The 24849-nt window shown below is 67.1% G+C and carries 18 protein-coding genes; 5 read left to right on the forward strand and 13 right to left on the reverse strand.

All coding sequences use genetic code 11. The features are described from left to right. The 6 genes from JSV65_07785 to JSV65_07810 form a co-directional block, all read right to left on the reverse strand. A partial coding sequence (locus JSV65_07785; GenBank protein ID UCH36242.1) for a fused MFS/spermidine synthase occupies positions 1–744 on the reverse strand: 744 nt, incomplete at its 3' end. 316 nt (positions 745–1060) lie between these two features. After that, positions 1061–2215, reverse strand: coding sequence for a PD40 domain-containing protein (locus JSV65_07790; GenBank protein ID UCH36243.1), 1155 nt, complete (start codon positions 2213–2215; stop codon positions 1061–1063). Positions 2216–2459: 244 nt separating this feature from the next. Next, positions 2460–3614: a hypothetical protein gene (locus JSV65_07795; GenBank protein ID UCH36244.1), complete on the reverse strand. Its 1155-nt coding sequence runs from the start codon at positions 3612–3614 to the stop codon at positions 2460–2462. Positions 3615–3741: 127 nt separating this feature from the next. Beyond that, positions 3742–6108, reverse strand: coding sequence for a hypothetical protein (locus tag JSV65_07800; GenBank protein ID UCH36245.1), 2367 nt, complete (start codon positions 6106–6108; stop codon positions 3742–3744). 185 nt (positions 6109–6293) lie between these two features. Then, on the reverse strand, positions 6294–6746 hold the full coding sequence (locus JSV65_07805) for a hypothetical protein (GenBank protein ID UCH36246.1): 453 nt from the start codon (positions 6744–6746) through the stop codon (positions 6294–6296). 303 nt (positions 6747–7049) lie between these two features. Further along, on the reverse strand, positions 7050–8180 hold the full coding sequence (locus JSV65_07810; protein UCH36247.1) for a hypothetical protein: 1131 nt from the start codon (positions 8178–8180) through the stop codon (positions 7050–7052). Positions 8181–8483: 303 nt separating this feature from the next. Between JSV65_07810 and JSV65_07815 the strand changes: the two genes are divergently transcribed. Next, positions 8484–9302, forward strand: a complete 819-nt coding sequence (locus JSV65_07815; GenBank protein ID UCH36248.1) for a sugar phosphate isomerase/epimerase — start codon at positions 8484–8486, stop codon at positions 9300–9302. A 3-nt stretch (positions 9303–9305) separates the two neighbouring features. On the opposite strand, the gene JSV65_07820 is transcribed toward JSV65_07815, so the two are convergent. The 3 genes from JSV65_07820 to JSV65_07830 all read right to left on the reverse strand — a co-directional run bounded on the left by JSV65_07820 (position 9306) and on the right by JSV65_07830 (position 14082). Continuing rightward, positions 9306–11846 carry a glycoside hydrolase family 9 protein gene (locus tag JSV65_07820; GenBank protein ID UCH36249.1) on the reverse strand — a complete coding sequence of 847 codons (2541 nt, stop codon included), beginning with the start codon at positions 11844–11846 and terminating at the stop codon, positions 9306–9308. Between the two features lie 3 nt (positions 11847–11849). Then, positions 11850–13109: a VCBS repeat-containing protein gene (locus JSV65_07825; GenBank protein ID UCH36250.1), complete on the reverse strand. Its 1260-nt coding sequence runs from the start codon at positions 13107–13109 to the stop codon at positions 11850–11852. Positions 13110–13197: 88 nt separating this feature from the next. Continuing rightward, positions 13198–14082 (reverse strand): Gfo/Idh/MocA family oxidoreductase, encoded by an 885-nt coding sequence (locus JSV65_07830; protein UCH36251.1) that lies wholly within the window; start codon positions 14080–14082, stop codon positions 13198–13200. A gap of 268 nt (positions 14083–14350) precedes the next feature. On the opposite strand from JSV65_07830, the gene JSV65_07835 reads away from it, so the two are divergent. From JSV65_07835 to JSV65_07850, 4 genes are all read left to right on the forward strand, one after another. Beyond that, complete coding sequence (locus tag JSV65_07835) at positions 14351–15349, forward strand: hypothetical protein (protein UCH36252.1); 999 nt, start codon at positions 14351–14353, stop codon at positions 15347–15349. Positions 15350–15444: 95 nt separating this feature from the next. Beyond that, entirely contained in the window at positions 15445–16209 is a 765-nt protein-coding gene (locus JSV65_07840; GenBank protein ID UCH36253.1) for an endonuclease V, read from the forward strand. Between the two features lie 60 nt (positions 16210–16269). Continuing rightward, entirely contained in the window at positions 16270–18543 is a 2274-nt protein-coding gene (locus JSV65_07845) for a DUF4434 domain-containing protein (protein UCH36254.1), read from the forward strand. Between the two features lie 112 nt (positions 18544–18655). Continuing rightward, the gene (locus JSV65_07850; protein ID UCH36255.1) at positions 18656–19414 is read left to right on the forward strand and encodes a glucose 1-dehydrogenase; all 759 of its coding nucleotides are present in this window, start codon (positions 18656–18658) and stop codon (positions 19412–19414) included. 69 nt (positions 19415–19483) lie between these two features. Here JSV65_07850 and JSV65_07855 read toward each other — a convergent pair whose 3' ends face one another. The 4 genes from JSV65_07855 to JSV65_07870 form a co-directional block, all read right to left on the reverse strand. Continuing rightward, a complete protein-coding gene (locus JSV65_07855; protein UCH36256.1) occupies positions 19484–20812 on the reverse strand; it encodes a tetratricopeptide repeat protein in 1329 nt (442 codons plus the stop codon). Between the two features lie 333 nt (positions 20813–21145). Continuing rightward, the gene (locus tag JSV65_07860; protein ID UCH36257.1) at positions 21146–22909 is read right to left on the reverse strand and encodes an FAD-dependent oxidoreductase; all 1764 of its coding nucleotides are present in this window, start codon (positions 22907–22909) and stop codon (positions 21146–21148) included. Positions 22910–22970: 61 nt separating this feature from the next. After that, the gene (locus JSV65_07865; protein ID UCH36258.1) at positions 22971–24098 is read right to left on the reverse strand and encodes a radical SAM protein; all 1128 of its coding nucleotides are present in this window, start codon (positions 24096–24098) and stop codon (positions 22971–22973) included. Next, the coding region (locus tag JSV65_07870) for a hypothetical protein (GenBank protein ID UCH36259.1) at positions 24095–24849 on the reverse strand (755 nt) is incomplete at its 5' end. The genes JSV65_07870 and JSV65_07865, both read right to left, overlap by 4 nt.

A 24849-nucleotide genomic window follows, 5' to 3' on the forward strand; every position in this document is an offset into this window, starting at 1 on the left:
CCAATTGTCCGCCCGCAGCCACCGGTAGTCCTGATTCTCGGTTACCAGAAGTCGGTGATACGGGCTGTCGCGCTCCAGGAGCACGCGTTGCTCGGCATATCCGGGAGGGGATGCTTGCAGCAGAATGAAGCAGGCCATCGCAGTGGCGACGGTACGCGGCAGCCTAGGCCCAGCGGCGGCAATCAGGGCGCTCAGAATCAGCAGGCCGCCCAGCAGATAGAGTATGGCACGAGTTCCGATCCACGGTATCAAGTAGAAGGCGGTGCCGAGCGTGCCCGCAATGCTGCCGATCGTCGACACCGCATAGACCGTGCCGGCCGTGCGGCCGACCTCCTCCATCATGCGGGCGCTCAGGCGGATGACGAAGGGCGAGGTCACCGCCATCAAGCTCCCGGGGACGAAGAACAGGATCATGCAGGCGAAGAGCGGACTGGCACGGGCGCCGTAGTCCACAAGCGAGATGCGGTCGCACACGGCGGGGCCGTAGCGCGGCAAGAGTAATACAAAGAGCCCCGCGGCGAACAGGAATCCTGCCAGCAAGGTCGCACGCGGCCAGCGATCCACCAGCCACCCCCCGAGATAGTAGCCAATGCTCAGGGATGCCAGAAAGACCCCGATCAGGCTGCCCCAGACGAAAATGGACCCCCCGAAGTAGGGCGCCAGTACACGACTTCCCGCCAGTTCTAGCGCCATCAGAACCGCCCCGGAAAGAAACGCCACCACTATCAAGCAGAGCCTTTGCATGTCCGGCTCTCTCCTGTGCTCCCCGGGCACCGTGCGTCATTCCTGCGATGTATGACCTTCAACGCCCTTGTCGCATGTCCTGTCCAACCCGGCTTATTCATACTACGCTTGAAGTGCGTGCTGGGTGGCGCTGTGCGCCGCTCCGGAGCCCCGGCGCGTCCGGGGCGACCTGGGCATGACGCGTGCGCGCATGAATAATGCGCGCTGAGCGCCCTGCGCTAGGCGTACTGCGTATTTCGGTGCTCCGCGTTGGTGGGATAGATCATGTCTTGCGACCTTCATGCTATCTGAAGACCGTCAACAAGGCCGTGCTTACTCACCTTGCGATGAGAACAGGCGACCGAGCGTGGTCGAGCACCTTCTGCTTGGATGCACCATCGGCTCGTGCGCTCCAGACTTGGAAGTCCACACCTTCTTCGGAGAACAGCCGGATGACATAGAATAAGCTTACACTGTCAGCTGCCCACACGCATTCGGAGCTAAACAGGTCGGCATCGGCCACGATCGTGTGGGTGAGCTCAGTCTCAAGATCCAACACGCTTAAGCAATCCGCGCTTGTCCCTCCCTGGGAGTGGGAAGTGAAATACGCGAGCTTCTTGCCGTCTGCGGAGAAGACTGGTGTGTGGTCGCCGTAAGCACGGCGATAAGAGGTGAGCGCCCGAAGGCATCCCGTCGCGATATCGTAACTCGCCAGGCGGCTGTCCCATGGCTCGTTATCCGGCCCGGCCTGGGCCACAATCAGGCGTTTGCTGCTCGGATACCACGCCACATCCCGAATCTCAAGTGGAAGGATCTCTGGCACCCCGCCGTTTCTGCCCACTAGACACAGACTGCCAACTTCCTCGAACAAGTAGCCATAGAATGCGATCAGCTTTCCATCTGGCGAAATCGTGGGACGGAGGCTCCTACCCCGTCCGCCAAAGCCGTCTGTCAAACGACGGAGGCCGGTCCCGTCGGTTCTGATCTGCCAGATGCCCCAGTCTCGTATGGGGCCGTTGCCAAATTCACCCCGAGAGCGACCGAAGACCAGGTAAAGCCCGTCAGGTGAAATCGAGAGAGCGTCCGGGTCGATCTCCGCATCCCTGTAGATAGTTGCCGGTTCCTCATCGGAGCTGTGCCAGACCCGCAGTGAATGAACCGGGACTGCACCTCGGGGCTCGTTTACGCTCCACCAGGCGAGCACGCCGGAAACGCTGGAGTAGACCGCCTTACCTACTACGCTTTCGTCCGAGCCCGATATCCGAAACTGCTGCTTCGTGGATAGGTTACATGCCCACAGTCCCTGGCTGGACTTTTCCTGTTCGGGCCCGGTGCGTAGGAACGCCAAGTAGGCAGGGCCTTTCGGCTGAACCGGAACACAGCCGGCCGGCGCCGGAGTTGCGGTCAACATGGCGAGAACGCACGCCGCACCATAGGTCGTTTGCACTAACCCACCGATTACTAACATAGTCCGGACAGGTGGCAGTCTCATGGCCGCTGGCTCCAGCGAGAACAGGGGCCGTCACGCGTTTTCATCGTTGGCGTTTGTTCCGGGCCGACCGCGAGCGGTCGAACCCGGCGCCCCGGCCCAACCGTCCCGGCAACTTGTAGCACGCCCCCAGAATACCACAGCGCCAACCAAATAGGTCATGGCCGTCGTTCGCTGAGATGGACTGTACCGACCGATGCGACTGCAGGCTGTGCAGGAAAGTCGGGCGACCCTCGACATCGCATCACTAGGGTATGTACTTCAGAATGAAGCTGATCATGTGCGGGCGCTGCTGGACGGGGAAATCGCTAGGGACGATGCCTCCCTCGCCAGCTATCCACCCGTGCTCCGTATCGACGAACACCACCCGCGTTAGGTGCCCATCCTCTATTTCCTCTGCTCCTGTCGATACGCGGCGCCACGTCTTGCCCCCGTCGCCAGTGACGACGGCCACTGCTCGCTTGTCGGGGAGCCGGTCCCACTCTGCCCCGACCGCCCAGCCCGTAAACCGGTCAGGAAAGGAGCAGTCCACCAGGCTGACACGATTGCTGCTCACAAGCGGCGTGATCGCCGCCCACGTTTTTCCACCGTCGGTGGTACGCAGGAGCGCGCTGGAGCCACACGCGATCCAGCCTTCCCGCTCGGTGGGGAATGCAATTCGGGCCGGAAGAGAACCCCATTCCACATCCGGAACCCCGGGAGTCGCACACACTTCAAACGTCTCCCCAGCGTTTCGCGTCAGCAGCACAAACAGCCTCCGCGTGCCGGGAGACGTCCTCCTCCGTTCCGCGAGTACCCAACCATGCTTAGGGTCACGGAACGCCAGCCCGAGAAGCAACACGTTCGGTTCTTCAGATAGGGGATGCCGCACGGCTTCCCAGGACTGACCGCCGTCCTGGGTACGGAGAAGCGTGTAGCTACCTTCACGCTCACCAATAGCCCATACCTCGTTTGCGGAGATTGCAGCCAGCCAGAGCAGGCCATGCCCTCGCACGTCATGCCAGTTCCATGACGTCCCACCGTCAAGCGTTCTTCCCACCTTGGCGCCGGCCGAAGTGCGCTCAACCGCCCAGCCTAATCTCTCACTCACGAAGTCTAGAGATACGCCCGAAACGCCTTGATCGGCCCACGTTTGGCCCCCGTCGGAGGTCCGGATCAAACGGGGTTCCGGGATGGGTAACGCCGGCGCCAGTACCGCCGCCCATCCGTCTTGGGCGTCCACGAAATCGATGTCCGTATAGACCTCGGGGTGCTTTCCAGGGCCCGGGTCGCTGACGCGCACCGGCTTCCAGCGCTCGGCGCTTGAGAGCGAACCGATAGAGCGCGTACCGCAGCCCGCCATCGCCGCCAGCGACAACATCAGCAAGGCGACAATCCTCGCGGCTGCGAACAGCTTCGGCATAGCCTCTCTCGCCAAACAGCAACAGTCGCCCATTTTCGTCCCCCGCGGCTGTGCCGGGGCCGGCGACCGCGAGCGGGCGGACCCGGCGCCCCGGCCCAACCGTCCCGGCAACTCGTCTCACGCTCAGTTACCCGCCGGGGGTGGTAGCGCGCGCGCCCTCGCCGCTGTCCGCAAAGGGACGGCCGGCGGCCTCTTCGTCAATGAACCCGTAGTAGCGTCCGCGCCAGTAGGCGTCGATGAAGGCCGCGCCGCCGATTTCGCGGCGCGTGTTCTTCTCGAACTGGAGGACGAGGTGGGCGTTGTCCCAGTTCTCGCCGCCGTCCTTGGACAGGAACAGCCCCGCCGGCGTACCGGCAAACAGCCACTGTGAGTTGCGCGGGGCGAAAACGCTGCGCGCGACGGGGATGTCGAGGCCGGCGGAGCTCTCGGTCCAGGTCGCGCCGCCGTCGGTGCTCATGCTGACGCCGCGCTCCCCGGTTGCGTAGATGGTCTTCGGATTGCGGGGATCTATGACGAGGTGCGACACCTCCCCCGGCACGAGGGATGCCAGGAGGCCTGCGAAGCCCACGGTGGCGAGTCTCCGGTATATGCTGGCCATGTCGTTGCTCCAGGTCAGCCCGCCATCGGTGGTTTCCTGGAGCAGGCTGCGGGTACCCATGTCGCGATAGGCGATCTTGGCGCCGGCGAATGCGCGATCCGGATTCGAGGGGTCAACCGCAAGCCACGGGTAGGTTTCCGTGTACTGTCCCAGGCCGATCGCCCCGCCTCGGCGCCATGCCTCCTCATCGAGTCGCCGGGTGAACGTGACGCCGTCGAGCACGGCGTAGACGCGGCCCGGGTCGCCCAGGGCCACGGCGAACGAGGCAACCGATGCCGCCGGCAGGCCGTCGGTGAGGGTCTCCCATTTGTTTCCGAGGAATTCCTCGCCGAAGTCCACGCTTCTATGGACGCCCTTCGTGGTCGCGACGTAGATGATGCGCGGATTCGCCGGATCCACGTCTATGTCCACCGGGCGGCCGCCGTCATTGGGCACGGGCAGCCTGCGCCACCCATAGCCTCCCGTAGTCGAGAGGTAGAACCCGTCGTCACAGGCCGCGTACACTTCACGGACGCGGGCGCCTGCCGCTATCGCGCGCGCGGGCGAGGGCAGGCCCGGGTCAATCGGACGCCAACCGGCGGCGGTGCTGCCGCCGTCGCGCGACTGGTACAGATGACCGGCCTCGTCAATGGCGTAGAGGACAACGGGATCCTCGGCCGGGACCGCCACGTCGGTGACGGTGCGCGACAGCCAGCCGTCGGCGCCCAGCAGGTTGCCTTTCCAGATGTACTCGTTGTCCCACGCCGCGGCATAGACGGGATAGGGGGGCGTCAGGTCGTCGCGGATGCTGTTCATGCGCGGCATGAGTGTCATGTCCGTGGGCCAGGTCTGAAGGGAATAAAGGGCATCCTGCAACGGCTTCTCGCGATCGGGTGCATCGGGCGCGGAGCCGAAGTAGATGTAGGTGAACAGGCTTTGGCCGTCGGTGACGTGCTGTTTCCAGATGGCGTCGAGCACCACGCGGTAGGCCGCGAGCAGTTCCGGGTCCTCCTCGATGCGAAACAGCGCTTCGAGGTGGCACAGCACGTGTTCGGCGTCATCCCAGTCGCGGCCGCCGCGGAATGACTGCAGGCCGCGCACGCCATACTGGGCGATGAGGTCATCGTAGACCTTCCGGAATTTCGCCTTGCCGGTGGCGTAGTGGCCGTATTTCGCGCCGGCGATCGCCATCATGACGCGCGTGTTGAGGGTTTTGCCGTCTGTCATGCCGAGGATGGGCACGGGAGGACGGGTCCTGTCGAGCTTGTGGATGTTGAGGTCATTGTCCACCCAGTAGCTCACCAGGGCGTCTATCGCCTCACGCGCGCGGTCCTTCTGTTTCCCCTGGGCGGCGAGAGTGTAATACTGAATCAATCCGTGGGAGGCGTCGCTGTAGTTGTGGTGGCTGGGGTCGCCGCGCCAGCGCAGATCGCCGAATTCACCCGCGCCCTGGTGCCACTCATCGCGGGTCTGGGCGTCCCAGCGCTCTTCGTATGACTCGCCGTGGCCGATGGCGTAGCCGCGGGCTTGCAGTCCGCGAACCCCGGTGACGAGTTGGCACCGGTAGACCGCTTCGAACACCTCGTCGGCGCGGCGCAGGGCTGCATCAACTTCCTCCTGAGGTGCGCCGCTCTGCTTGAGGAACGCGTAACGAAACGAGCACCCCGCCAAGTAATTGGCGGTCCAGCAGACTGAGTGGGCGATGTTTCCGATCCCGAGCGTGGAATTGTCCACCGGGCGGCCGTCGAGAGGCACTTCAACTTGGGAGGGATAGAGGCCGAGGATGTTGTGCCGCTCGCGGATGTTCTGCTCCAGAGCTTTCTCCTTGACGCTCAAGGGCAGTCTCCACGATGCATCGGCGCCCGCGGCGCCCGCAGTCAGCGCGAGGGCGAGCAGAAGAAGTAGAGCGTGCATCATCTTAGCCTCCCTTAGGCCGCCACGTGATGACGATGGTTTCGACGAAATACCGACGGTCACCTATCCGCATCCCCCCCGGCTGTTGCGATGGGGCGCAGGGCGAACGCGCGGACCCGGCGTCCAGGACAAATGGTCCCCGCAACTCGTGAAGCTCCCGGCGCCGGGAAGCCGGTTGCAACCAGCCGTCACTCCAACACCTTGACGGTTACGCTCGATCGCGCGACCTGGACAAAGACCGTGTCGATCGTCGGCGGGTCCCACAGCGCGATGAGGGTAAGCCCCGAGGGCGCCGGCTTCCTGACCCCGTCATAGCGCAGGCCGAACGTCTCATCGCGCACGTCGCCGCCGCCCATGCCTCGCCATATCGTCACCGTGGGTATCCGCGCGCGCCTGGTGTCGCGAGTCGTGTTGACGAACACAAGCTCTCTGCTGGTGAGATCAACCAGCACTCTGCAGTAGCTGCGCTCGAGAATGGGCTTCACATTGTGTGGCGGCCCGACGGTACGCTGCGCCGGCGATATCTCTATCTCTTGTGCCCCTGCCCGGCCCGAGAGCAGCGCGACCGGCCCGCCGATAGTCACCAGGACCGCGGCGGCCAGCGCAATGCAGAGCCCGACTCTGAGCAACGTTCCCTTCATAGCAGCACCTCCTGACGCGCATCATCGATGCGCGCATGCATTCCACGTGGCGCGGCGTCGCTGGTGCCGCCGCGCACGATCTGGCGCTTCCGGGCGGCCGCGGAGAGGCCGTTGCGCAGTCGCCACCACGACACCGAGATTCTTCGCTTTGCGCCTCGCGCACGCTCGGCGCCGCGCTCTGAATGACGTTTCCGCGACCGCGAAGCGCGCACCAGCCAACTGTGCGACAATCTCGGAGGGCCGCCCCTGCGGTGCGGCGCCACCAGGCGTCCCAAGCCCAATCAGGCGGGCCATGCAGACAGGCTAGACCCTCCCGTGCGTGCGGTAGTAGCGAAGCCCCTCGATGAGCGCCTCGATGTTCTCCCACGGCACTCCGGGCGTCATCGAACTCGAACAGCCCAACACCAGCCCCGTCTTCGGCCCGTTCTCCACCAGCCACGACATCTGCCGGCGCACGTCATCCGGCGTCCCCATCGGCAGCGTCGTCGTGACCGACACCCCGGCGATGATGAAGAGGTCGTCGCCGTCCCGGGCCTTCATGCGGCAGATCTTCTCGTAGTCCATGCCGGCCTCGTATTGAAATCCCTGGAAGCCCTTGACGCCGACGTCGATCAGCCGCGGCACCATCTCCATGAGATTCCCATCGCAGTGCCAGATCATCTGCACATCCGTCCCCAGCATCGGCTCGAGGCAGCGCCCGAAGTGGGGGAACCACAGGCGGTCGAGTGACTTGATGTCAACGATCGTCCCGCGCGATCCCGCCATGTCGTGGTCGAGGCGGTAGAGCGGCGGCAGGTTGCCCTCCGCGTACGCGCGCGCCGCCGCGCGGTTGTTGCGCAGCGCCACGTCGGCCTGCAGCGAGAAGTGCCGCTCGATGACCTCGGGATACAGCGCCCACGCCATGAAGTAGTCGGCATAGCCGTAGCTGCCATACGCGAGATACGGGAACGAGATGAAGGCGTACCCGCTCTTGAGGATGCTGGGGCTGAGCTTCTCCTGAAGGGCGGCCTCGCCGTCGAGGATTTCCTTGACCCGCCGGTCCTCGTCGAAGTCGCGGGCCGCCTTGTGGAGCGCGGGGAACAGGAACCGCTCCATGTGCTCGACGACCGCCTCGGGCGAATCAATCACCGCGCCGTCGAGGACAATCGTCTCGGCGCCGGTGGTCGCGCCTTTCTCGCGACCCTCGAAGCCGCGGTCGCCCATGGTGAGCGGGTTGTCGGGGATATACTGATCGAGCAGGCAGGTGTCGAGCGCGCGCAGGTAGGCGAGGTACACCGCATCGGGATCCTTGCGATACTCCCCCGGCCCCACGCCCGCGATGCGCTCGATGAATGACTGCTGCATGACGTGGATGTGCCAGGAGGGGATCCCCTTAGTCGGCTTGTGGAGAATCGTGTCGAGCGCCAGGAGGGCAGTCTCTGATAATCCGTTCATCGCACCGCCTAGCTTCCGTGGTGCGGCAATGCTACTTCGCCGGTGCCTGCGGTGTCAATCAGTGAAGGGCGTCGGGCGTGACCGCCACGAGTGCGAATCCAGCGCACCGCGCGCAGAGGCGCGCCGAGTCCGCCCCTGGTGGATTCATCGCTCCCCTTCACAGTCGAGGGCGACTGTGCCACATCCTAGTGCGCCGCACACCGATCCGCTGCAATCATTCGCACGCCCGGCGCGTCTGCAGGGCGAGGGGTGCGGCGCGCAGAAAGCCACTGCCGGTGCACTTCGGAGCGGACGGAGGAGAGCGTGGCTGCGCGGTGGCTGCTGTTCACGAAGACGCTTCGCGACCTCGAGACGGACGAGATGGCGGACGCGATCGCCGATCTCGCTTTCGACGGCGCGGACCTGCTGATCCGCGACGGCGCGCAGGTGACGCCGGCGAACGTGCGGCACGAGCTGCCCGAGGCGGCCGAGGCCCTGCGCGTCGCCGGGCTGTCAGTGCCGGCTGCGGCGTGTGATGTCACGCGGCCCGACGATCCATACGCCGAGGATATCTTCACGGCGTGCGCGGGCGAAGGCATCGAGCTGCTGCGCCTCGGCTTCTACGGCTACGATCCCGCGCTCGGATTCGAGGCGAGCATGAGGCAGGCGCGCGAGTCGCTGCGCGGGCTCGCGGAACTCGGCCGCCGCCACGGCGTCAAGCCCATGCTCCAACTCCACGGCGGCAACAAGCTTAACTGCTCCGGCGCGCTGGCGCTCCAATTGGTCGAAGGCATTGCCCCCGAGGACCTCGGCATCTACACCGACCCCGGCAACATGGTGGCGCAGGAGGGCGCGGAGCCGTGGGCGATGCATCTCGACATGCTCGGCGAGTACCTCTGCTACGTCGGAGTCAAGAACCTGCGATGGATTCACCAAGAGGGACGATGGCGCGTCCGGTGGGTCGGGCTCGACGACGGCCTCATCCGCTGGGATGACATCTTCCGCTTGCTGCGCGAGCGGGGTTACGATGGGCCGTTGAGCCTGCACAGCTTCTACGACTACCTCAGCCCCAATCAGGTCATCGAGCAGACGCGCGAGGATCTGGCCTACGCGCGGACATGCTGGGGCGAGGAACGAGGGTGACCCTCAGTCGGCCTGCTCCATCATCGCCAGCGCGGAGAGATAGTAGCCGGTGTACGGAATCCACGGCTCGGAGCTGGTCGGGTCGCGGGTGATGGAGTCGAAATACGGCAGGTCCAGGTCTCTGCGGCTCGGCGGGCGCGCGATGCCGTTCGGGATCGCACCCGGCACCGCGCCGTCGCGATGGCCGGGATAGTCGAAGTAGCGGTGGTGGTAGGCGGAGGGGTTGCGCGACCCGACATCGTCCATCATGCACAGCCCCAGCGGGTTGAGGCCGAACATCCAGTCCAGCTCCGTGAACGCGCTCTGCGCCGCGTCCTGCGAGCCGATCGCCCGCGCGCACGCCAGCCCGGCCCAGGCATTTGAGGTCAAGCCCATGTGGCTGCCCCACTCGCCGACGCGCCGGGGTTCCTCCATGTCCTGCGCGTCACCCGCGCGTCCCGCGACAACCGGGAAGGGTTGCTCTTGCATTCCCGTGAACCACGCGAGCGACTCCTCGATGGCGCGCCGGTAGTCCTGATTCTCGCGCGCGCCGGGCGCCGTCGCGACGAACAGCGCGAGCGCCGCGAGCGCTCGCCCCTGGCGGCCCTTGGGGTCTCCCTTCGCAACCGCGTCGGCGCACGCGCGGGCCTGCTCCAGGTACGCATCATCGCCGGTGGCCTGCCACAACGCGACGGTCGCGAGCAGGCGGTCGGCGCCCTGTCCTTCTTTCTCCTTGGCGTACGCCTCCAATTCAACGGCGGCGCGCAGGAACGACTCGCCGTCGTCCACGCACTGCGCGGTCTTCGCCAGCGCCGCCGCCGCGACAGCGACCGCCGGGTGCTCGTCGGCCACGGGCCGGTCGTCATCATTGCCGGGGATATTGTCGGTTTCTCGTTCCGCCTTCCCCCAATACGACCAGCCGGTCGAGACCGAGCCGTACAGGCCGCCCGTCGCCGGGTTGCGCATGCGCATGAGCCAGTCGGCGCCCCACAGGATCTCGTCGAGCAGGTCGGCGCGGCCGTTGGCATCGCGGTCAATGGCGTCGAAGTAATCGCGATGCGCCGCGTAGGCGCTTGCCAGGCCGTAGAGCACCAGCGGCGGGCCTTCGACGTACATCCACTTGTTGTAATCCCCCGCATCGTGCCAGCCGCCGGCCAGCGCCACGTGCGAACCGTCCGGGAGCCGGCCGTCGTCGAGATGGCACGGGCCGTGCCAGCCCGGCACGTCCCCGCCGCAGCGCTGGTAGTACAGGAACTGATAGGCCAACTCCGCAGTCGCGCGGAAGATCACGCCGCGGGCGACATCGAAGGGGAAAGACTCCGCGCCTTCGCCTGCGATCGCCGCCTCGATGCGATAGGTTCCCGTCTCGCGCAGATCGGAGAAATCCGCAAGCCAGTAATAGCGTCCCCAGTCATCGGGCGCGCCCTCGTGCACGCGCCCGAGCGGGTTCAGCGTGCCCTCGGAGATCCGCGCGCCAGTGCCGTCAACCACCGCGAACCGGGCGTCGTCAAGGCGCGCCGGGAATCGCGTGCTGGCGACGATTGCCGTCTTGCGGCCGTCGGGCTCGTAACCGACCTGGTTGACGAAGACTTCGACTTCCGCCGCGCCGGGCGGCGTCACCGCCACGAGCCGCATCGGCTTGACGAATGCGGACTCCCCGCGCAGCAGCGAGAAGGTAACGCGGACGCGGTTCGCTCCGGGCGGCGGGGCGGCGGCCACCGTGACTTCCTGCAAACGGCCGCCCGTCTCTGCCACCTCAGCAGCATCATCACGCATCCACCCGCGCGGGCCGAACCAGGATATCGCGTACGATGCCGCGCCGTCGGAGAGTATTTGGGCGGTCATCTCGCAGAGCCGCGCGCCGTCCGGCAGATCGACGAGATACGACGCGACGCGATCCGGACCCGGTGTGCCGAGGCGCAGCGCCTTGCCCGCATCCGGCGATGGCTCCGCAACGGCCACCGGGCGGGAATCCGATTCCGGCAGCGCGTGCCAGCCCGCGGGGGTGCCGGCCGGATCATCCTGATCGCCGAGTCGCATGGGCGTCAGTTCGGTGTTGCGCAGAAGATTGCGGTCGAGCGGCGAGAGGCGGACACCGTCGAAGAAGCAAGGGCCCTGTTCCGCGCGGCACACGACGGATACCGACCCAGCCTCGCGCACGCTGGATGCGGAGAGGTCCGCAGCGACATATGCCCACGCCGCGTCGCTCGCGCTCGGCGTTCGCACGGTTTCGACGAGGCGGCCGCGGGCGCCCAGGAAGCGCGCCTCGATCCAGCCGGTCCCGCCTTCGGAGCGAATCCAGCCGCTGAGGCGGTAGCCCTGCGGGGACTCCGCCGGTATCGTGTCGGAGCGCCATGCCGCGCGCAGTTGGGCGCCGTCGAGGCCGAGGCTCTTCTCACCGAAACGCGCCCCCTGATCGCACCACGTCCCGGCCGCGGCCGGGACCGCACGCCACGAATCGGGCACCGCGCCTCCGGATTCAGCCGACGGGTTGGCGACCAGGTTCGCCCCAAGAGCAGAACCGCAGACCGTGAATATGATCGCGATGATCGCGGCGTGTCTCATGGCTCACCTACTCTCCAGCGCGGCGCTCTGCTGCGGGTCGAGCCGGCGCATCGGCCACGGCAGTCTGCCCGATGCCTTTCCGGCCGGCGGCCGCAAGCAGTAAACGTAGTTGTCGTTGGAGGTCGCGATCACCTCAACCCGCCCATCGCCGTCGAGGTCCGCCAGGCCCGGGTAAGGCGACCGAAACTCGGTCATATACCGCCATTCCACTGCGGGCGCGTCATCCAGGCACACCAGCGAACCGTCCTCGAAGCCGACGATCACCTCGGCCTCGCCGTCGCCGTCGACATCCCCAATCACCGGCTGGTCGCCTGCCGATGAGCCCGCAGTGAAGTAGCAGCGCTCGCTGCCTGCGCCGTCCACGCAGCGCACGGTGCCGTTGCTGTCGGCGAAGACGATCTCGACCTCGCCGTCGCCGTCGAGGTCGGCGACGGAGGGAGGCATGAAGCTCGCGCTGCCGCCCCCGGCGTAGCCGCCGTGATAGGCCCATTTCCGCGCACCGCTCGCGTCCAGGCAGCACAGCACCTGGTCGTCATAGGCCGCAAGGATCTCCGGCCGCCCATCAGCGTCAACATCAGCTACCGACACACCGTTGCACTCCGCGTGCCCCGCAAACTCCCACACGGTTTCGCCCGCGGCGTCGAGACACACGACCGAGCGCGCGACCGGAACGATGATCTCCTTGCGTCCGTCACCGTTCACGTCCGCCACCGACAGCAGCGACGACACGCCTCCGTCGAGCTTCGTCTGCCACACCACGGAGCCGTCGGCAGCGAGGCGGTAGAGAACTCCGCCTCCCGTCCCGACGACAACCCCGAGCGTACCGTCGCCGTCGAGATCCGCGATCACGGGCGCGCTCCAGTCCACGCCGCCTTCTAGCTGCAACCGCCACCGCAGCGCGCCGTTGCTGCCGAGGCACACGAGGTTGCCGCCTCCGCCCGCGACAACGATCTCCAGCTTGCCGTCATCGTCGAGGTCCGCGGCGGAGGGCGTGGAGGTCAGGCGCCGGGAGAAGCCCTCGCCGAACGACCACATCGTCACGCCCGCGGCGCTCAGGCACACGACCCGCCGCGTTTCGCTCGCGCAGACGACGGTCTCGAGGCCGGGGCTGGGAAGCAGATCACACGTCAGCGGGGAGGTGTACACCCGCGCGCCGATGTCCGCCTTCCACACAACCTGCGGCTCCGCCGCCTCGGCAGTGCCCACTGCGGCGACGAGCAACGCGAGAGTCCACACAACTGTGGCCGTACGTTGTGATATCAATGCCCGACCTCCGACGTGACACAGTTGGGAGAACCGACGCCGGGAACGAACAAGGCATCGGCGACGCGCATCGGTCCCGGCCCGGCCGTCACAGCGACGCCAACTCAACGATCTTCCCGTTTTCGGACTTGCGGAAGGCTTCCAGGATCGCGATGGACTGCACGCAAGTATCCAGGTCGAGCGGCGTCTCGCGGTCGTGGAACATCTTCGTCATCACCCGCGCGATGGGCCCGTAGGCGGCGTTGACGGGGCTGAAGCCGCTCTTCCCCTCGCCGAGATACGTGAAGCCAAAGCCCGGGCTGCCGTAGCGAACGAGGTGCACCGCGTACGCGGCGCCGTCCTCATATCCCACCCATGCCAGGTGCTTGTCCTCGCTGTGGAAGGCGCTGACCCATTTCGCGCCGGGGCCCCACAGCGCGCTCATCATCTCGATGGCGTGGATGCCGTAGAAGCCGAGGTCGCGACTGGCCGGGCACCAGACCGCCCCGGTGCGCACCTTTCCGATCTCGTCATGCATGTTGCGGTGCTCGACGACCTCCGGCGCGTAGCGCACGGAGGACGCCGAGAACAGCGGCGCGTTGTTCTCCCGCGCGAGCGCGACGATCTTGCGCGCGACATCGAGATCCGTGGCGAGCGGCTTGTCCACGAACGTCGGCATGCCCGCCCGCAGGAACGGCTCCGCGAGCGGCAGGTGCTCGTTGCCCGCGCGCGAGACGACGGCGACGGCGTCCACTTCGCCGAGCATGTCCTCAGGCTTGGACACGACCTTCTCGACGCCCATTTCCTGGAGCTGCGCGAGGAACTTCTTCTCGTCATCCGCGTCCTGATCCGTGCGCTGCTGGTTCAGGCACGCCACGACGCGCGCCCCAGGCACGCGCTCCTCTGCGGGCACATCGCCCTGCCACAGCCTGGTATACGCGACCGAGTGGGAGTTCTCGATGCCGAGCATGCCGACGCGAACCGTTTCCGCCACTGGGTTGTCCTCCTCAAGAAAAAGGAACCATCGGCTCACGTCTTCGCCGCGGGAATGTCGGGCTCCTCGCGGTGAGTTGGATGTTGCCGGTCCATATGCATGCAGGGGGAGCGCCGCGGCCGTCGCGTGAGCCGCGCCAACAGCGGGCCCGACGTTCCCTCGAAGCACAAGGAGGGCGCGCCGCTCCCGCGTAATACCTGTGCTGGCTGGACCGGACGTCCGGCCCACCTGGCCGCGCCGGGCCGGTCCCGCGAAGGAGGGGGCAGCGATGGCACGCAACCGCGGCTGGACGGTGATCGCATTGATCGGCGTTGTGTTGTTGATCGTCGTCCTCGCGGTGATCTTCTTCCCCGTGTTTGCCCGCAAGCGGCAGAGTCGTCATTCCCCCCAGGGCGTCTGTCTCTCCAACCTCAAGCAGATCGTGCTGGCGGCCCTTTTTTACGCGCAGGACTACGACGAGGTGCTGCCCGCCTGCGTCGCCGATGATCGCGACGGCACCGCCCACGCCGTGGGGGGGACGTACGCGAACTGGAAGACGGATGCATTCCGGGCCGACGTGACGAGTAGGTACGGAGAGCCGTACATTGACGGGCGCTGGATGTGGCACCTCTCCGATGTCTTGGGGCCGTACGTTAAGTCGCTCGACATCTTCAACTGCCCGACACTGACCCGCCAGGACCCGTACTTCACCGTGCAGACCTATGCCGTTGGGACAGACAAGAGGACCGGCGCGCCCGATCCCAAGGACCCGTTGCTCGTCCATATGCCGGGCGCGGGCATTCTCGACGGGCGCAAGACCTGGCAGTCGGGTTCGTACGCCTACATGTGCATGCACCATCCCTACGGCACGGGCGTGCGGGCGAGCGACTATGGCGCCGACTTCATGGCGCTGTGGGACGTCGCGTTCCTACTCGGCTATACTCGGGGGACGAGCGTGCTCGGTGCGGACAACCCCGAGGATTACCTCGCGTGCGGGAAGTCTCTTTCTCCCATCTGGGACGATCTTGTCGTCAGATGGGAGCCGCTTCTGATGTGCCGCTCCTACGGCGTGCACGAGGAGTACACGCGCGCATACGCGGCGGTCCACGCCATCCCTCCCGAACTCGCGCCGCTGTTCGGGCTGACGGAGAAGCAGGTCACCCCCACGATTCCGGTCTGCACCCCGATGGCTTTCGTGGACGGCCACGCGAAGTACATGCGCGTGGACTTCTACGAGTTCCTGGCGCTGATCGTCTCGCCGGACCGGGTGGAGCCCGCAAGCCACTGAATCGCTCGGCGCGCGCAGATCCGGACCGTCGGCAGGGCGGCACCGATGGCGCGCCGAAACCGTTCCACGGCGCACGGTCCGCTGTGAGACAGGCGATGGAAGCGCTCCCCAACGGCAACGAACTGGCGAGAGCATCGCTCCGCCGCTCCCTCAGCCGCGCGCAAGCCGAGGCGGTGCAGGCTGCCCTCGCGGAGCATGTGCGGTCGAGCGGGCTGAAGCTGGCGGAGGTGCGGACGGTGGCGGGCGCGGCGTGCGTAGATGCGGATGACGAAGTCATCGCGGCGGCAGCGCTGCTGACGTTTCCCGCGCTGGAGTTGATGGAGCAAGCCACAGCGCGAGCCGAGCCGGGGATGGGATACGTGTCCGGCCTGCGCGCGTTTCGCGAGGGCGCGGTCCTTGTCGCGGCGGTTGAGAACCTCGGCAAGCGGCCGGACGCGCTGTTCGTGCGAGGGCACGGGTTGGCGCACCCGCGCCGGTGCGGGCTGGCGAGCCATGTCGGACTGGCGTTAGGTCTGCCGTCAATCGGTTGCGCGCTGCGGGCGCTCGCCAGCGGAGCCGGGCGGCGCTCGGCGGGGATGCTGGCGCATAGTCCAGGGTGCGAGGGCACCCGCCGCACCATGGGAAGCGCCTTGTCCTTCGGCGAGCCGGGGGACTGCGCGCCGCTGGTTGATGAGCACGGCCAGCACGTCGGCGCATCGGTCGTCACGCGGCCGGGGTCGCGACCGCTGCTGGTGTCGGTGGGGCATATGATTGACCTGGGCACGGCGGTAGCGTTGACGCTGGCGTGCTGCCGCGGTCATGTGATGCCTGAACCGTTAGGGATGGCGACCATGGCGGCGCGTCGGGCAGCCGGCACCTGAGCGATCCGATGACGTCAACCACGCAGCGGGCGACCACGATCCAGGCATGAAGGAGCGGAGATGAGACAAGGTACGCGCACGAAAACGCGAAAGACGGTCGGACTGAACGGCGTTTTCATCAGGCCGCCGGAGCACCTCGGGTGGTCGAAGGCGCAGTGGGGCGATGCGTTGGCGGCGATCGCCGCCGCCGACATGGATGCGGTCATCGTTCAATGGTGCTCGGCGAGCGGTCGGGCGTTGTATCGGTCCGACCTCAATGACCCGATGCCGGGCATGGGGACGGATGACATCCTGGAGGCGGTCTTCGCCGGAGCGGAGGAGAGCGGATTATCCGTGTTTCTCGGGCTCGACGCCGCGAGGCCCCTCATGGACATCCATTACGGCCCGGTCGAGGCGGCCGCCCGCCGCGCGGCGGCTTCACTCATGGATATCCTAACTCGCTCCGGCTTCAGCGACAGCTTGAGCGGCATTTATTTGCCGCAGGAATGGTCGGCGCCGCCGACGCCTGCGGAGGCCGAGGCGATGGAGAAAACCGCGACCTTCTGCCGCATGGCATGCCCGCATCTCGTCGTGTGCACCACGGCCCCGCCGCCCAGACTGCCTGTCGCGGGGCACGGCTGGGAACTGTTCGACACCGATCCGCAGGCGAAGGCGGCGCAGGTCGATCTTCTCGCCGACTGGGCCGAGGCGTGGGGCGAGGTCGTCAGGCGCGCGCAGCTGGACGCGCTGCTCGTACGCGATGACGTGGGGTCCCTTCGCTGCACACCGGAAGCGGCGGACGATGCGTACGAGATGATGGAGTTCGAGCTGGCGGACACGGACTGCGAGCTGTGGGCGCAGGTCGGGCTCTACGAAGTCGCGCGCCGGCGCGCGGGCGGCGATCCCGCGCGTCTCCCGTCCGCCGGCATTGGCCGCCTGCGCAGCCAGCTTCAGACCGCCGCCCGGCATTGCGATGCGCTGTTCGGCTTCAGCTTCGAGTACATCGACCCAGCCGCGGGCGGAGCGCGCGCGAAGCTGTATGAGGCCTATCGCAAGCACGCCGGCGCAACCAAGCGGCGCGTCACGGTCAAGGAGCGCCGCACGCCGCGGCCTGCCGACACCCCCGACCCCTTGCTCGATAAGGCGATGGCGGTGGAGCGCATCATCGAGGAGCGCCACCTCCTCGAAGGCCAGATCATGACCGTCGTCGATTATCGCTACGACCTCGACGACCGCCGCAACCAATGGCAGGAAGACGCCGACTGGCTCACCGGTCTTTACACCGGCGCGGAGTGCTTGCGCTATGCGGCGACGGGTGACGCGGACGCCAAGACGCGCGCCCGGCGTTCGTTCGAGGCGCTGTGCATGCTGAGCACGATAAGCGGCGTGCCGGGGGTGGTCGCGCGCAGCTACCGACGCAGCTTCACCGGTGGCCTCGGCACCGGTCGCAAGCGCTGGATCAAGAAGCGCGGCGAGGACATCTGGTGGGGGGGCGATATCAGCCGCGACCAGCTGAGCGGACACTTCTTCGGGCTGGCGACGTACTACGACCTGGTGGCCGATGACTCGGAGCGCAAGCTGATTCGGCAATTGGTGTTGGACATCGCCGGCTCCCTCCTCGACCACCGCATGCAGGCCGTTGACTGGGACGGCGAGTACACCATCCACGGCAACTTCTGGGTCGCTCCGTTCCAGGCGCTGGCAACGCTCAAGCTCGCGCATCACATCACCGGGGAGAACCGCTTCCAGGAGGCGTACGCGGAATTTATCAACCCGCACTTCTTCCTCGGCCACTCCATCATCCAGGCGTCCGCGATCCTCGACCCGTTCTTCCAGCACTATCAATGGGACAGCCCGGCCTACCACCTGCTGCAGTACGAGACCGACCCCGACGTCCTGCGCCACCTCTTGCGCGCGCTCGACTTAGTCTACGAGGATGTCAAGGATCTCGGCAACGTCTACCTCTACTTCGTGTACCAGACCTATCGCCCCGAGAGCGATGCGGCGCGGCGCGGTGAGATAGAGCTGCTGGAGTTCACCCCCGGCAATCTGTACGTGCCCAACTGGCGGCGCGAGATCGGGAAGTACGTCGCCGAACACGGCGAGGAGCTTCCGCCGCAGCTGCGCGACACACTGTCGTACTGCCTCAATCCGGACGAGCAGTCGCAGGACTTCGTGGCGTCGTTCATCCCGATGCGCCTGCGCCCGCCGATGGAGTTCAACTGGCAGTACTACGTGGGGATTCAGACGCGTGGGCGAGCAGGGGGCAGGCCGCACGGGCCGTACGTGGGGTACGCGGGTATCGACTATCTGCTCGCATACTGGATGGGGCGCTACCACGGGTTCCTGCGGTAACGAGCGCGCCGCGGATGGACGCGGCGACAGGCGGATCTCCGAGCTGGCGGGCACTGGTGTTGGCGGGGAGTCTGGGAGATCGGCGGATCACACCATCGGAGGAGAAGGCGTCGTGAAGCGTTTTGCGGACAAGGTTGCACTGGTCACCGGCGGGTCGCGCGGCATCGGGCGCGCGGTGTGTCTGAGATTGGCGCAGGAAGGCGCGGCGGTGGGGGTCAACTTCCACGCGCGCGAGGACGCGGCGCAGGAGGTCGTTGCGGCGATCGAGGCGCAGGGCGGCCGCGCGCTCGCGCTGCAAGCCGACGTCGCGTCGAAGGAGCAAGTGGCGGAGATGATGGATCGGGTCATCGAGACCTTCGGCGGGCTGGACATCGTGGTGAGCAACGCCGGGGCCGCGGAGGCCGGACACACTGGCGAACTGACCAGGGAGCATTGGCAGAAGACGATGGACATTGACGCCTGGGGCGTGCTCGTGTGCGCGCAGGAGGCGGCGCGGCGGATGGGGGAGCGCGGCGGTCACATCGTCAACATCTCCTCCGTGTTTGCCTCGCGTGCGGCGCGCTACTCGCTCGCGTACAGCGCGGCCAAGGGGGCGGTAGAAGCGATGACGCGGTGCCTGGCGCTGGAGTTGGCGAAACAGAACATCGTGGTCAACTGCGTCGCGCCAGGGCTGGTGCGCACCGACATGAGCCGGGCGTACTGGCAAAGCGAGCGGTTCATGGCCAACCTGACGCGCCTGACGCCCGCGGGGCGCATCGCCGAGCCGGAGGACATTGCCGCGGTTATCGCCTTCCTGTGCAGCGATGACGCGAACTGGCTGCGCGGGCAGGTCATCACCGCCGACGGCGGGGCGACGACAACGGTCGCGTAGGAACTGCACGTCGCTGGGACGATGGGGTGTGTGCCGGGCTCCGCAAGCAGCAGCGCGCGCGGCGCCGTCTCAGAACCGCAGGCGGGGGTTGTGCTCGACTTTCTCCAGGGGCATGAGGAGCGGGATCTCCTTCTCGTCGCCGCCGACGATGGCGTAGTCCACCCACACATCTCCCTGCCACAAGGCGCCGCTGTCCGGGTCAACGCCGCTCAGCGTGTAATGCCCCACCGGCATGCCGCGCAGGCGGTAGCTGCCGTTGGCGGCGGCGGGGCGTTTGCTCTCGCGCGCGTTGACGCTGTACGTGACGTAACTGCGGTGGCCGCGGGCGTCGGCAAGCGTGAGTTCTGCATCCGGCACGCGCAGGATCACCGGCTGGCCGAGGGCATCCGGCACCGTGATCGTGACATATCCGCGCAGGCTGCCCTGCCGCACGTGGCCGACAATGACGTATGCGGCGACCAGGGCGATTGACACCCACAGCAACGTGCGCCGGTACTCGCCCACGCGCGTGAACTTGGAGAATGCTTCGAAGACTGCCACCCCCGCCGCGCCGCACGCCGCTGCGCCGAGCAGGATCGTCGCGGTGACGGATTCGCCCTCGCTGACCAGCACCAGCGCGACGCCGCCGGGCGCACCGACCAGCCCCGCCAGCGCGCCCGCCAACGGGAACCCCTTGGCCTGGAACGAAGCGGCGATGACGCCCGCGACAAAGATGATGACGCCGAACGCATACGGCAGTTGCCCCCACAGCGCCGCGTCACGGCCGATGAGCTGCGGGCTGGTCAGCAGGCGAAAGATCCAGACATAGGCGAACGCCCCGAGGACGAGCGCGACGGTTGCCGAGAGCGCGCCGAGTCCCACCTGGACGCGATGGCTGAGGCGCTGTCCGGGGACGTGGACGGCGTGGAGATGCGGGGCGGCTGCCCGCGGGCGGTTTTCCGGCGCGCCTGCTTCGCCCTCTCTTCCTTCTCCCGCGGAGTCCTTCCTCAACTCGCGGAGTAGGGCTTTGGACTTCTCGTGGTTGGGATCCTTTTCGAGGGCGGCGCGCACCTGTTTGAGCGCCTCATCGGTGCGGCCGGCCGCACGATAAGCAACCGCCAGATTGTAGCGTGCGCCGGTGCGGCCCGAGTCAAGCCACACCGCCCGCTCGAAGTGATGGCCGGCCAGCTCGTACTCCTGCTTGCGCATGTACGCCGCGCCGAGCAGGCTGTGCGCCTCGTAGCTCTTCGGGTCGCGCTCGATAGCTCGGTCGAGCGATTCGATCGCCTGATCCGGCAGGCCTTCCTTGAGCAGGGCCGAGGCTGCGCTGACGAGAGCGCTCGTCGCCGAGGTGACGGAAGCCCCGCACTCCGGGCACTTGTCACCGTCGAATTCCGCATTGCAGACAGGGCAGATCATCTCTCCGTACTACACCCGCATTACTCGTACCAGTCGCGGCCGGTGAAACCTCCCGGGTAGCGGCCGCACATGACAGCTCGGGGTCGTCCATGAACCGCCGCACGCACCGCGCGTGCAGTCCAGACTCCTCGGGAATCACCCACGCCAAACGGTCAAAGCCGGCGCCATACATCGCCGGCGCCGGCGGGTCGCGACTGTGCCTGTGTCTGTATTGTACCCCTAATCGGGGCGGATTCCTCACGTCCGGAGCGGACGAGGCGACATTGCCTGCGGCCGCTGTCGAAGCCTGCTCATTCGGCACGCGCGGCGCGTTTCCCTTCTCGCCCGGCGCGCCTACGGGTACGCGCGCACTTCGTACACCCGCGCGTGGTTCGCGCCGTGCGTCGCGAGCACGTCGAGGCGCAGCGCGCTCATTTCCCGTCGCCGAAACGCGTGGCGGCGAAAGCGCTGGTAATTCCCCTGAACCGCGACGACCGGCCGCCAACCTGCCGCGGTGCGCGCGAGAATCCGGTAGTCCCGCACCAGCAGCGGCGAGACCGTCTGCGGATAATGGCGGTTACGCGTGCGCCCGAGGTCGCCGTCGAAAGCAACCTGCACCATGCCCACGCGGCGCCGCTCCCCGAAGTCCACCTCGACCGACTGCGGCAGGCCCTCCGCGGAGCGCCACTGGTGGGTGGGTGTTTCGTCGCATTGCCGGTTCACCCCATCAATGATGTTCTGGGCGGGATGGTCGGGATGCTCGCTCGACGCGCGCACCGCAGCCGCGCGTCCCAGGTCCGCGGGGTCGGCGTTGGGGAGATTCAGGACGGTCGCATCTTCGCGCAGCAGGAGTTGCTGCAGCTCCCCAATGTGGCGGTGGTAGATGTCGCGCGGGGTGGCGCCGTGCTCCTTGCACAGGAACGCCGCCGCGCCCACGGCCTGGCCGGTGGTGGCGAGCGTCTTCATCACGCGGTACGAGCCGAGGGCGACCCGCGTCCCCGAGATGAGCCGCCCCGCAAGCATCAGGTTGGCGACGTCGCGCGAGTAGAGGCAGCGAAACGGTATCGAATACAGCGGCGGCGTGCCGTAGAAGCGAACGCGACATTTCGTCCCCTCATCGTTGATCTCGTGCAGGTCCACCGCGCGGCCGCCGTACGCGACGCGGTCGGGGAAGTCGGGCGCGTCGAACAGGTCTTGCTGTGACAGGATGTAGTCGCCGATGAAGCGACGGCTCTCGCGCTTGCCCATGTACGGGCTGACCCAGAACAGCTCGAAGTTCTCGGCGCCGTGGTCGCCGCGGTTTTTGAGATGATCCACGATCCCATGCACCATCCGCACCAGGCCGCGGTAGATCTCGGCTTCGTCCTCGACCGTGTCGAGATGACCGCCGTACTCGGCGGTCCAGATCAGCGGCAAGTCAATACTTGGATCCCACGCGGAGTGATAGCCCATGGGCAGGTCTTCGTCCGTCTCGTACACCGGCGTGCCGGGCGGCGGGAGGTACTCGATGGGCCGGCCGGCGTTGCGCATGATGAACATCAGCGCGTTGCCCATGGTCCTGCGGTCGGCGGCTTCCGGTGCGAAGGACTCCTCGAACTCCGAGCGCGCCTCGCGGCCCATGCAGTACGATGCCCCCGCCGACGCCGCGACCTGGCCGTCGCCGCTGGCGTCAATGAACGCGTGGCGCGCGCGCAGGTTGAGGCGGCGCTTCGAGAGCATGTCCTCGGCGATGACGGAGGTGATGCGGCCGTCGCGGGTGCGCGCGGCGACAGCGAGCGTCTTGAGATAGACCTGGACGCCGGCGGCTTCGCAGAACTCGAGCAGGATCTCGCTCCAGCGGCTGTTGAAGTAGCTTGGCTGGCCGCCGCCGGGCGGCATGAAGGCGCCGCGCACGACGGCTTCCGCCTCCAGCTCCTCGACGACGCCGGTCTCGTTGCCGTAGGTGTGGTTCGAACTCGCGCCCTCGATGTGGAGACGGAACGCGGAATTCGAGTTGCCGCCGAGCACGAGTTCGCGCTCGACCAACGCGGTATTGCAGCCCAGGCGCGCGGCCTGCATCGCCGCACACACGCCCGCCAGCCCGCCGCCGATGACCACCACGTCGTGAGTGCGCGTCATGTGCTGAATCCCCTTGATTCCCCCTCGCATCCGAGATCGAATGGGGCGCCGGCCTACGTGATCACCCTGACCCGGCCTCTCCCTGTAAGGAAGAGGAGTCGCGCCCAGATGGACGTGCGGCCTTCGGGAGGTACGCGCACAGCGGCTCCTCGGCCATGAAGTCGCCGGTGTGCGCGAAGGCGCGCGCGCGGCAGCCGCCGCAGATGCGCTTGAACTCGCACCGCCCGCACTTGCCCTCGATCATGTCGTCGTCGCGCAGCGCGCGCAGCACCGCCGAATCGCGCCAGATCCGCGCCAGCGGCGTGACCCTCACACTCCCCGCCGGCAGCGGCAGATAACCGCACGGGCATACGTCGCCCCGGCTGGAGATGAAGCAGAAGGCTCTCCCGGCGAGACATCCGCGGGTCATGGCGTCGAGGGCGGGTGCCGACGCAGTCCCGCGCTCCGCCGGATTCTGAGCGGCGACGCGGCAGTAGTGCGGCATATCGGTCGGCTTTATCGCCAGGCGATCTTGCAGTTCGACCGCGCGGCGCCGCACGTGCAGCATCATCTCCTCGCACTGCTCCGGGGTCAGCCGCTGCTCGGCGAGCGCCTCGCCCCGTCCCGTCTCGACGAGCAGGAACGGATGGAACGCAACCGCACCGAGTTCGAGCGCGAGGTCAATCAGCGCGTCGAGGTGATTCACGTTGAGCGCGCTGATCGTGGTGTTGACCTGACACTCGACGCCGGCCTCGCGCAGCAGGCGCAGAGCGCGTACCGCGGCGTCGAAGGCGCCGGGTACGCCGCGGAATTCGTCGTGCAGTTCGGCGGTCGGGAAATCGAGGCTGATCGCCGCGCGCTCGATCCCGCACTCGCGCATGCGGGCGGCGACTTCGGCGTCGACGTGCAAGCCGTTCGGCGCCATCGTCACGCGTATGCCGGCGGCTGTCGCGCGCGCCGCGAGGTCCGGCCAATCCGGCCGCAGCAGCGGATCCCCGCCGGTCAGGATAAGCAGGCGCGTTCCCGCCTCGGCCAGTTGTTCGACGACCGCGAGAGCCTCGTCGGGCGTCAGTTCCTGAGGGTCGGCTTCAGCGGTCGCCGCGGCGCGGCAGTGCTTGCACGCCAGGTCGCAGCGACCGGTGATTTCCCAGGCGACTATGCGCGGCGGCGGGAGGCCGCCGCCGCGTTCGCGCTCGTGCCGCTGCGTCACCGCGCTCCCATCGCCACCGGCCCCGACGCGCAGCATGTGCCACGCGCGGCGCTCGCAAACGGCAGCGCCGTGTGCGCCATCGCCATCGGCTGAATGCGCCGCGCGAGATCCGTCATCCCGTCGACGATAACCGGCCCCAGGGTCGGGCCGAAGAACGACATCTCGGCCTCGTACTCGCCGCGCTCGTAGTCCTCGCGCGCGAGGATGTAGGCGATCTCGTCATTGGCCAAGCCGACGACCACGGGCAGGTCGAAGGCGAACTGCCGCGCGCGGGCCTCGATCTCGAGGCCGACCTCAGCGGTGGCTTCGCCCGGCACTCCGAGCAGCAGGACGTCGCTGATGCGCATCGCCATGATCGGCACGCGGCGGGTTTCGATATCAACCGTCGGCTCGGGCAGCTTCAACTCGCCGAGCACGCTGGCCAGCGCCACCTGACGGCGCATCTGCGCCTCCCCGGCGATGCGCACCACCTCCTGCGCCATGCGCGTGCCGTATGCTTCGGCGCGCGGATAGCCCTGCGGCAGCCGGTCATCCTGGTCCGGGTTTTGATCGCCCAGCGGGCCGTTGGCGATCATCGCCACCCCGCCGCGGGACGATTCGATCGTGCGCAACATGTACCCGACGAAATCCGCCGAGAACTCGCGGTTGTCATCATCCAGGAACACCGGATGCGTGCCGAAGTTGGCGAGCAGAGCGATCGGCTTGTCGTCGGCGCCGTCAATGCGCAGCACCGCCACCCCCGGATCGGTCA

The sequence above is a fragment of the Armatimonadota bacterium genome (genome assembly GCA_020354555.1).
Lineage (GTDB): Bacteria > Armatimonadota > Hebobacteria.

Bases quoted from the DNA above. Each gene is read 5' to 3' on its own strand.
- JSV65_07820 (UCH36249.1), bottom strand. From the start codon at position 11,846: ATGAGACACGCCGCGATCATCGCGATCATATTCACGGTCTGCGGTTCT.
- JSV65_07810 (UCH36247.1), bottom strand. From the start codon at position 8,180: ATGAACGGATTATCAGAGACTGCCCTCCTGGCGCTCGACACGATTCTC.
- JSV65_07800 (UCH36245.1), bottom strand. From the start codon at position 6,108: ATGATGCACGCTCTACTTCTTCTGCTCGCCCTCGCGCTGACTGCGGGC.
- JSV65_07805 (UCH36246.1), bottom strand. From the start codon at position 6,746: ATGAAGGGAACGTTGCTCAGAGTCGGGCTCTGCATTGCGCTGGCCGCC.
- JSV65_07855 (UCH36256.1), bottom strand. From the start codon at position 20,812: ATGATCTGCCCTGTCTGCAATGCGGAATTCGACGGTGACAAGTGCCCG.
- JSV65_07790 (UCH36243.1), bottom strand. From the start codon at position 2,215: ATGAGACTGCCACCTGTCCGGACTATGTTAGTAATCGGTGGGTTAGTG.
- JSV65_07835 (UCH36252.1), top strand. From the start codon at position 14,351: ATGGCACGCAACCGCGGCTGGACGGTGATCGCATTGATCGGCGTTGTG.
- JSV65_07795 (UCH36244.1), bottom strand. From the start codon at position 3,614: ATGCCGAAGCTGTTCGCAGCCGCGAGGATTGTCGCCTTGCTGATGTTG.
- JSV65_07845 (UCH36254.1), top strand. From the start codon at position 16,270: ATGAGACAAGGTACGCGCACGAAAACGCGAAAGACGGTCGGACTGAAC.
- JSV65_07840 (UCH36253.1), top strand. From the start codon at position 15,445: ATGGAAGCGCTCCCCAACGGCAACGAACTGGCGAGAGCATCGCTCCGC.
- JSV65_07860 (UCH36257.1), bottom strand. From the start codon at position 22,909: ATGACGCGCACTCACGACGTGGTGGTCATCGGCGGCGGGCTGGCGGGC.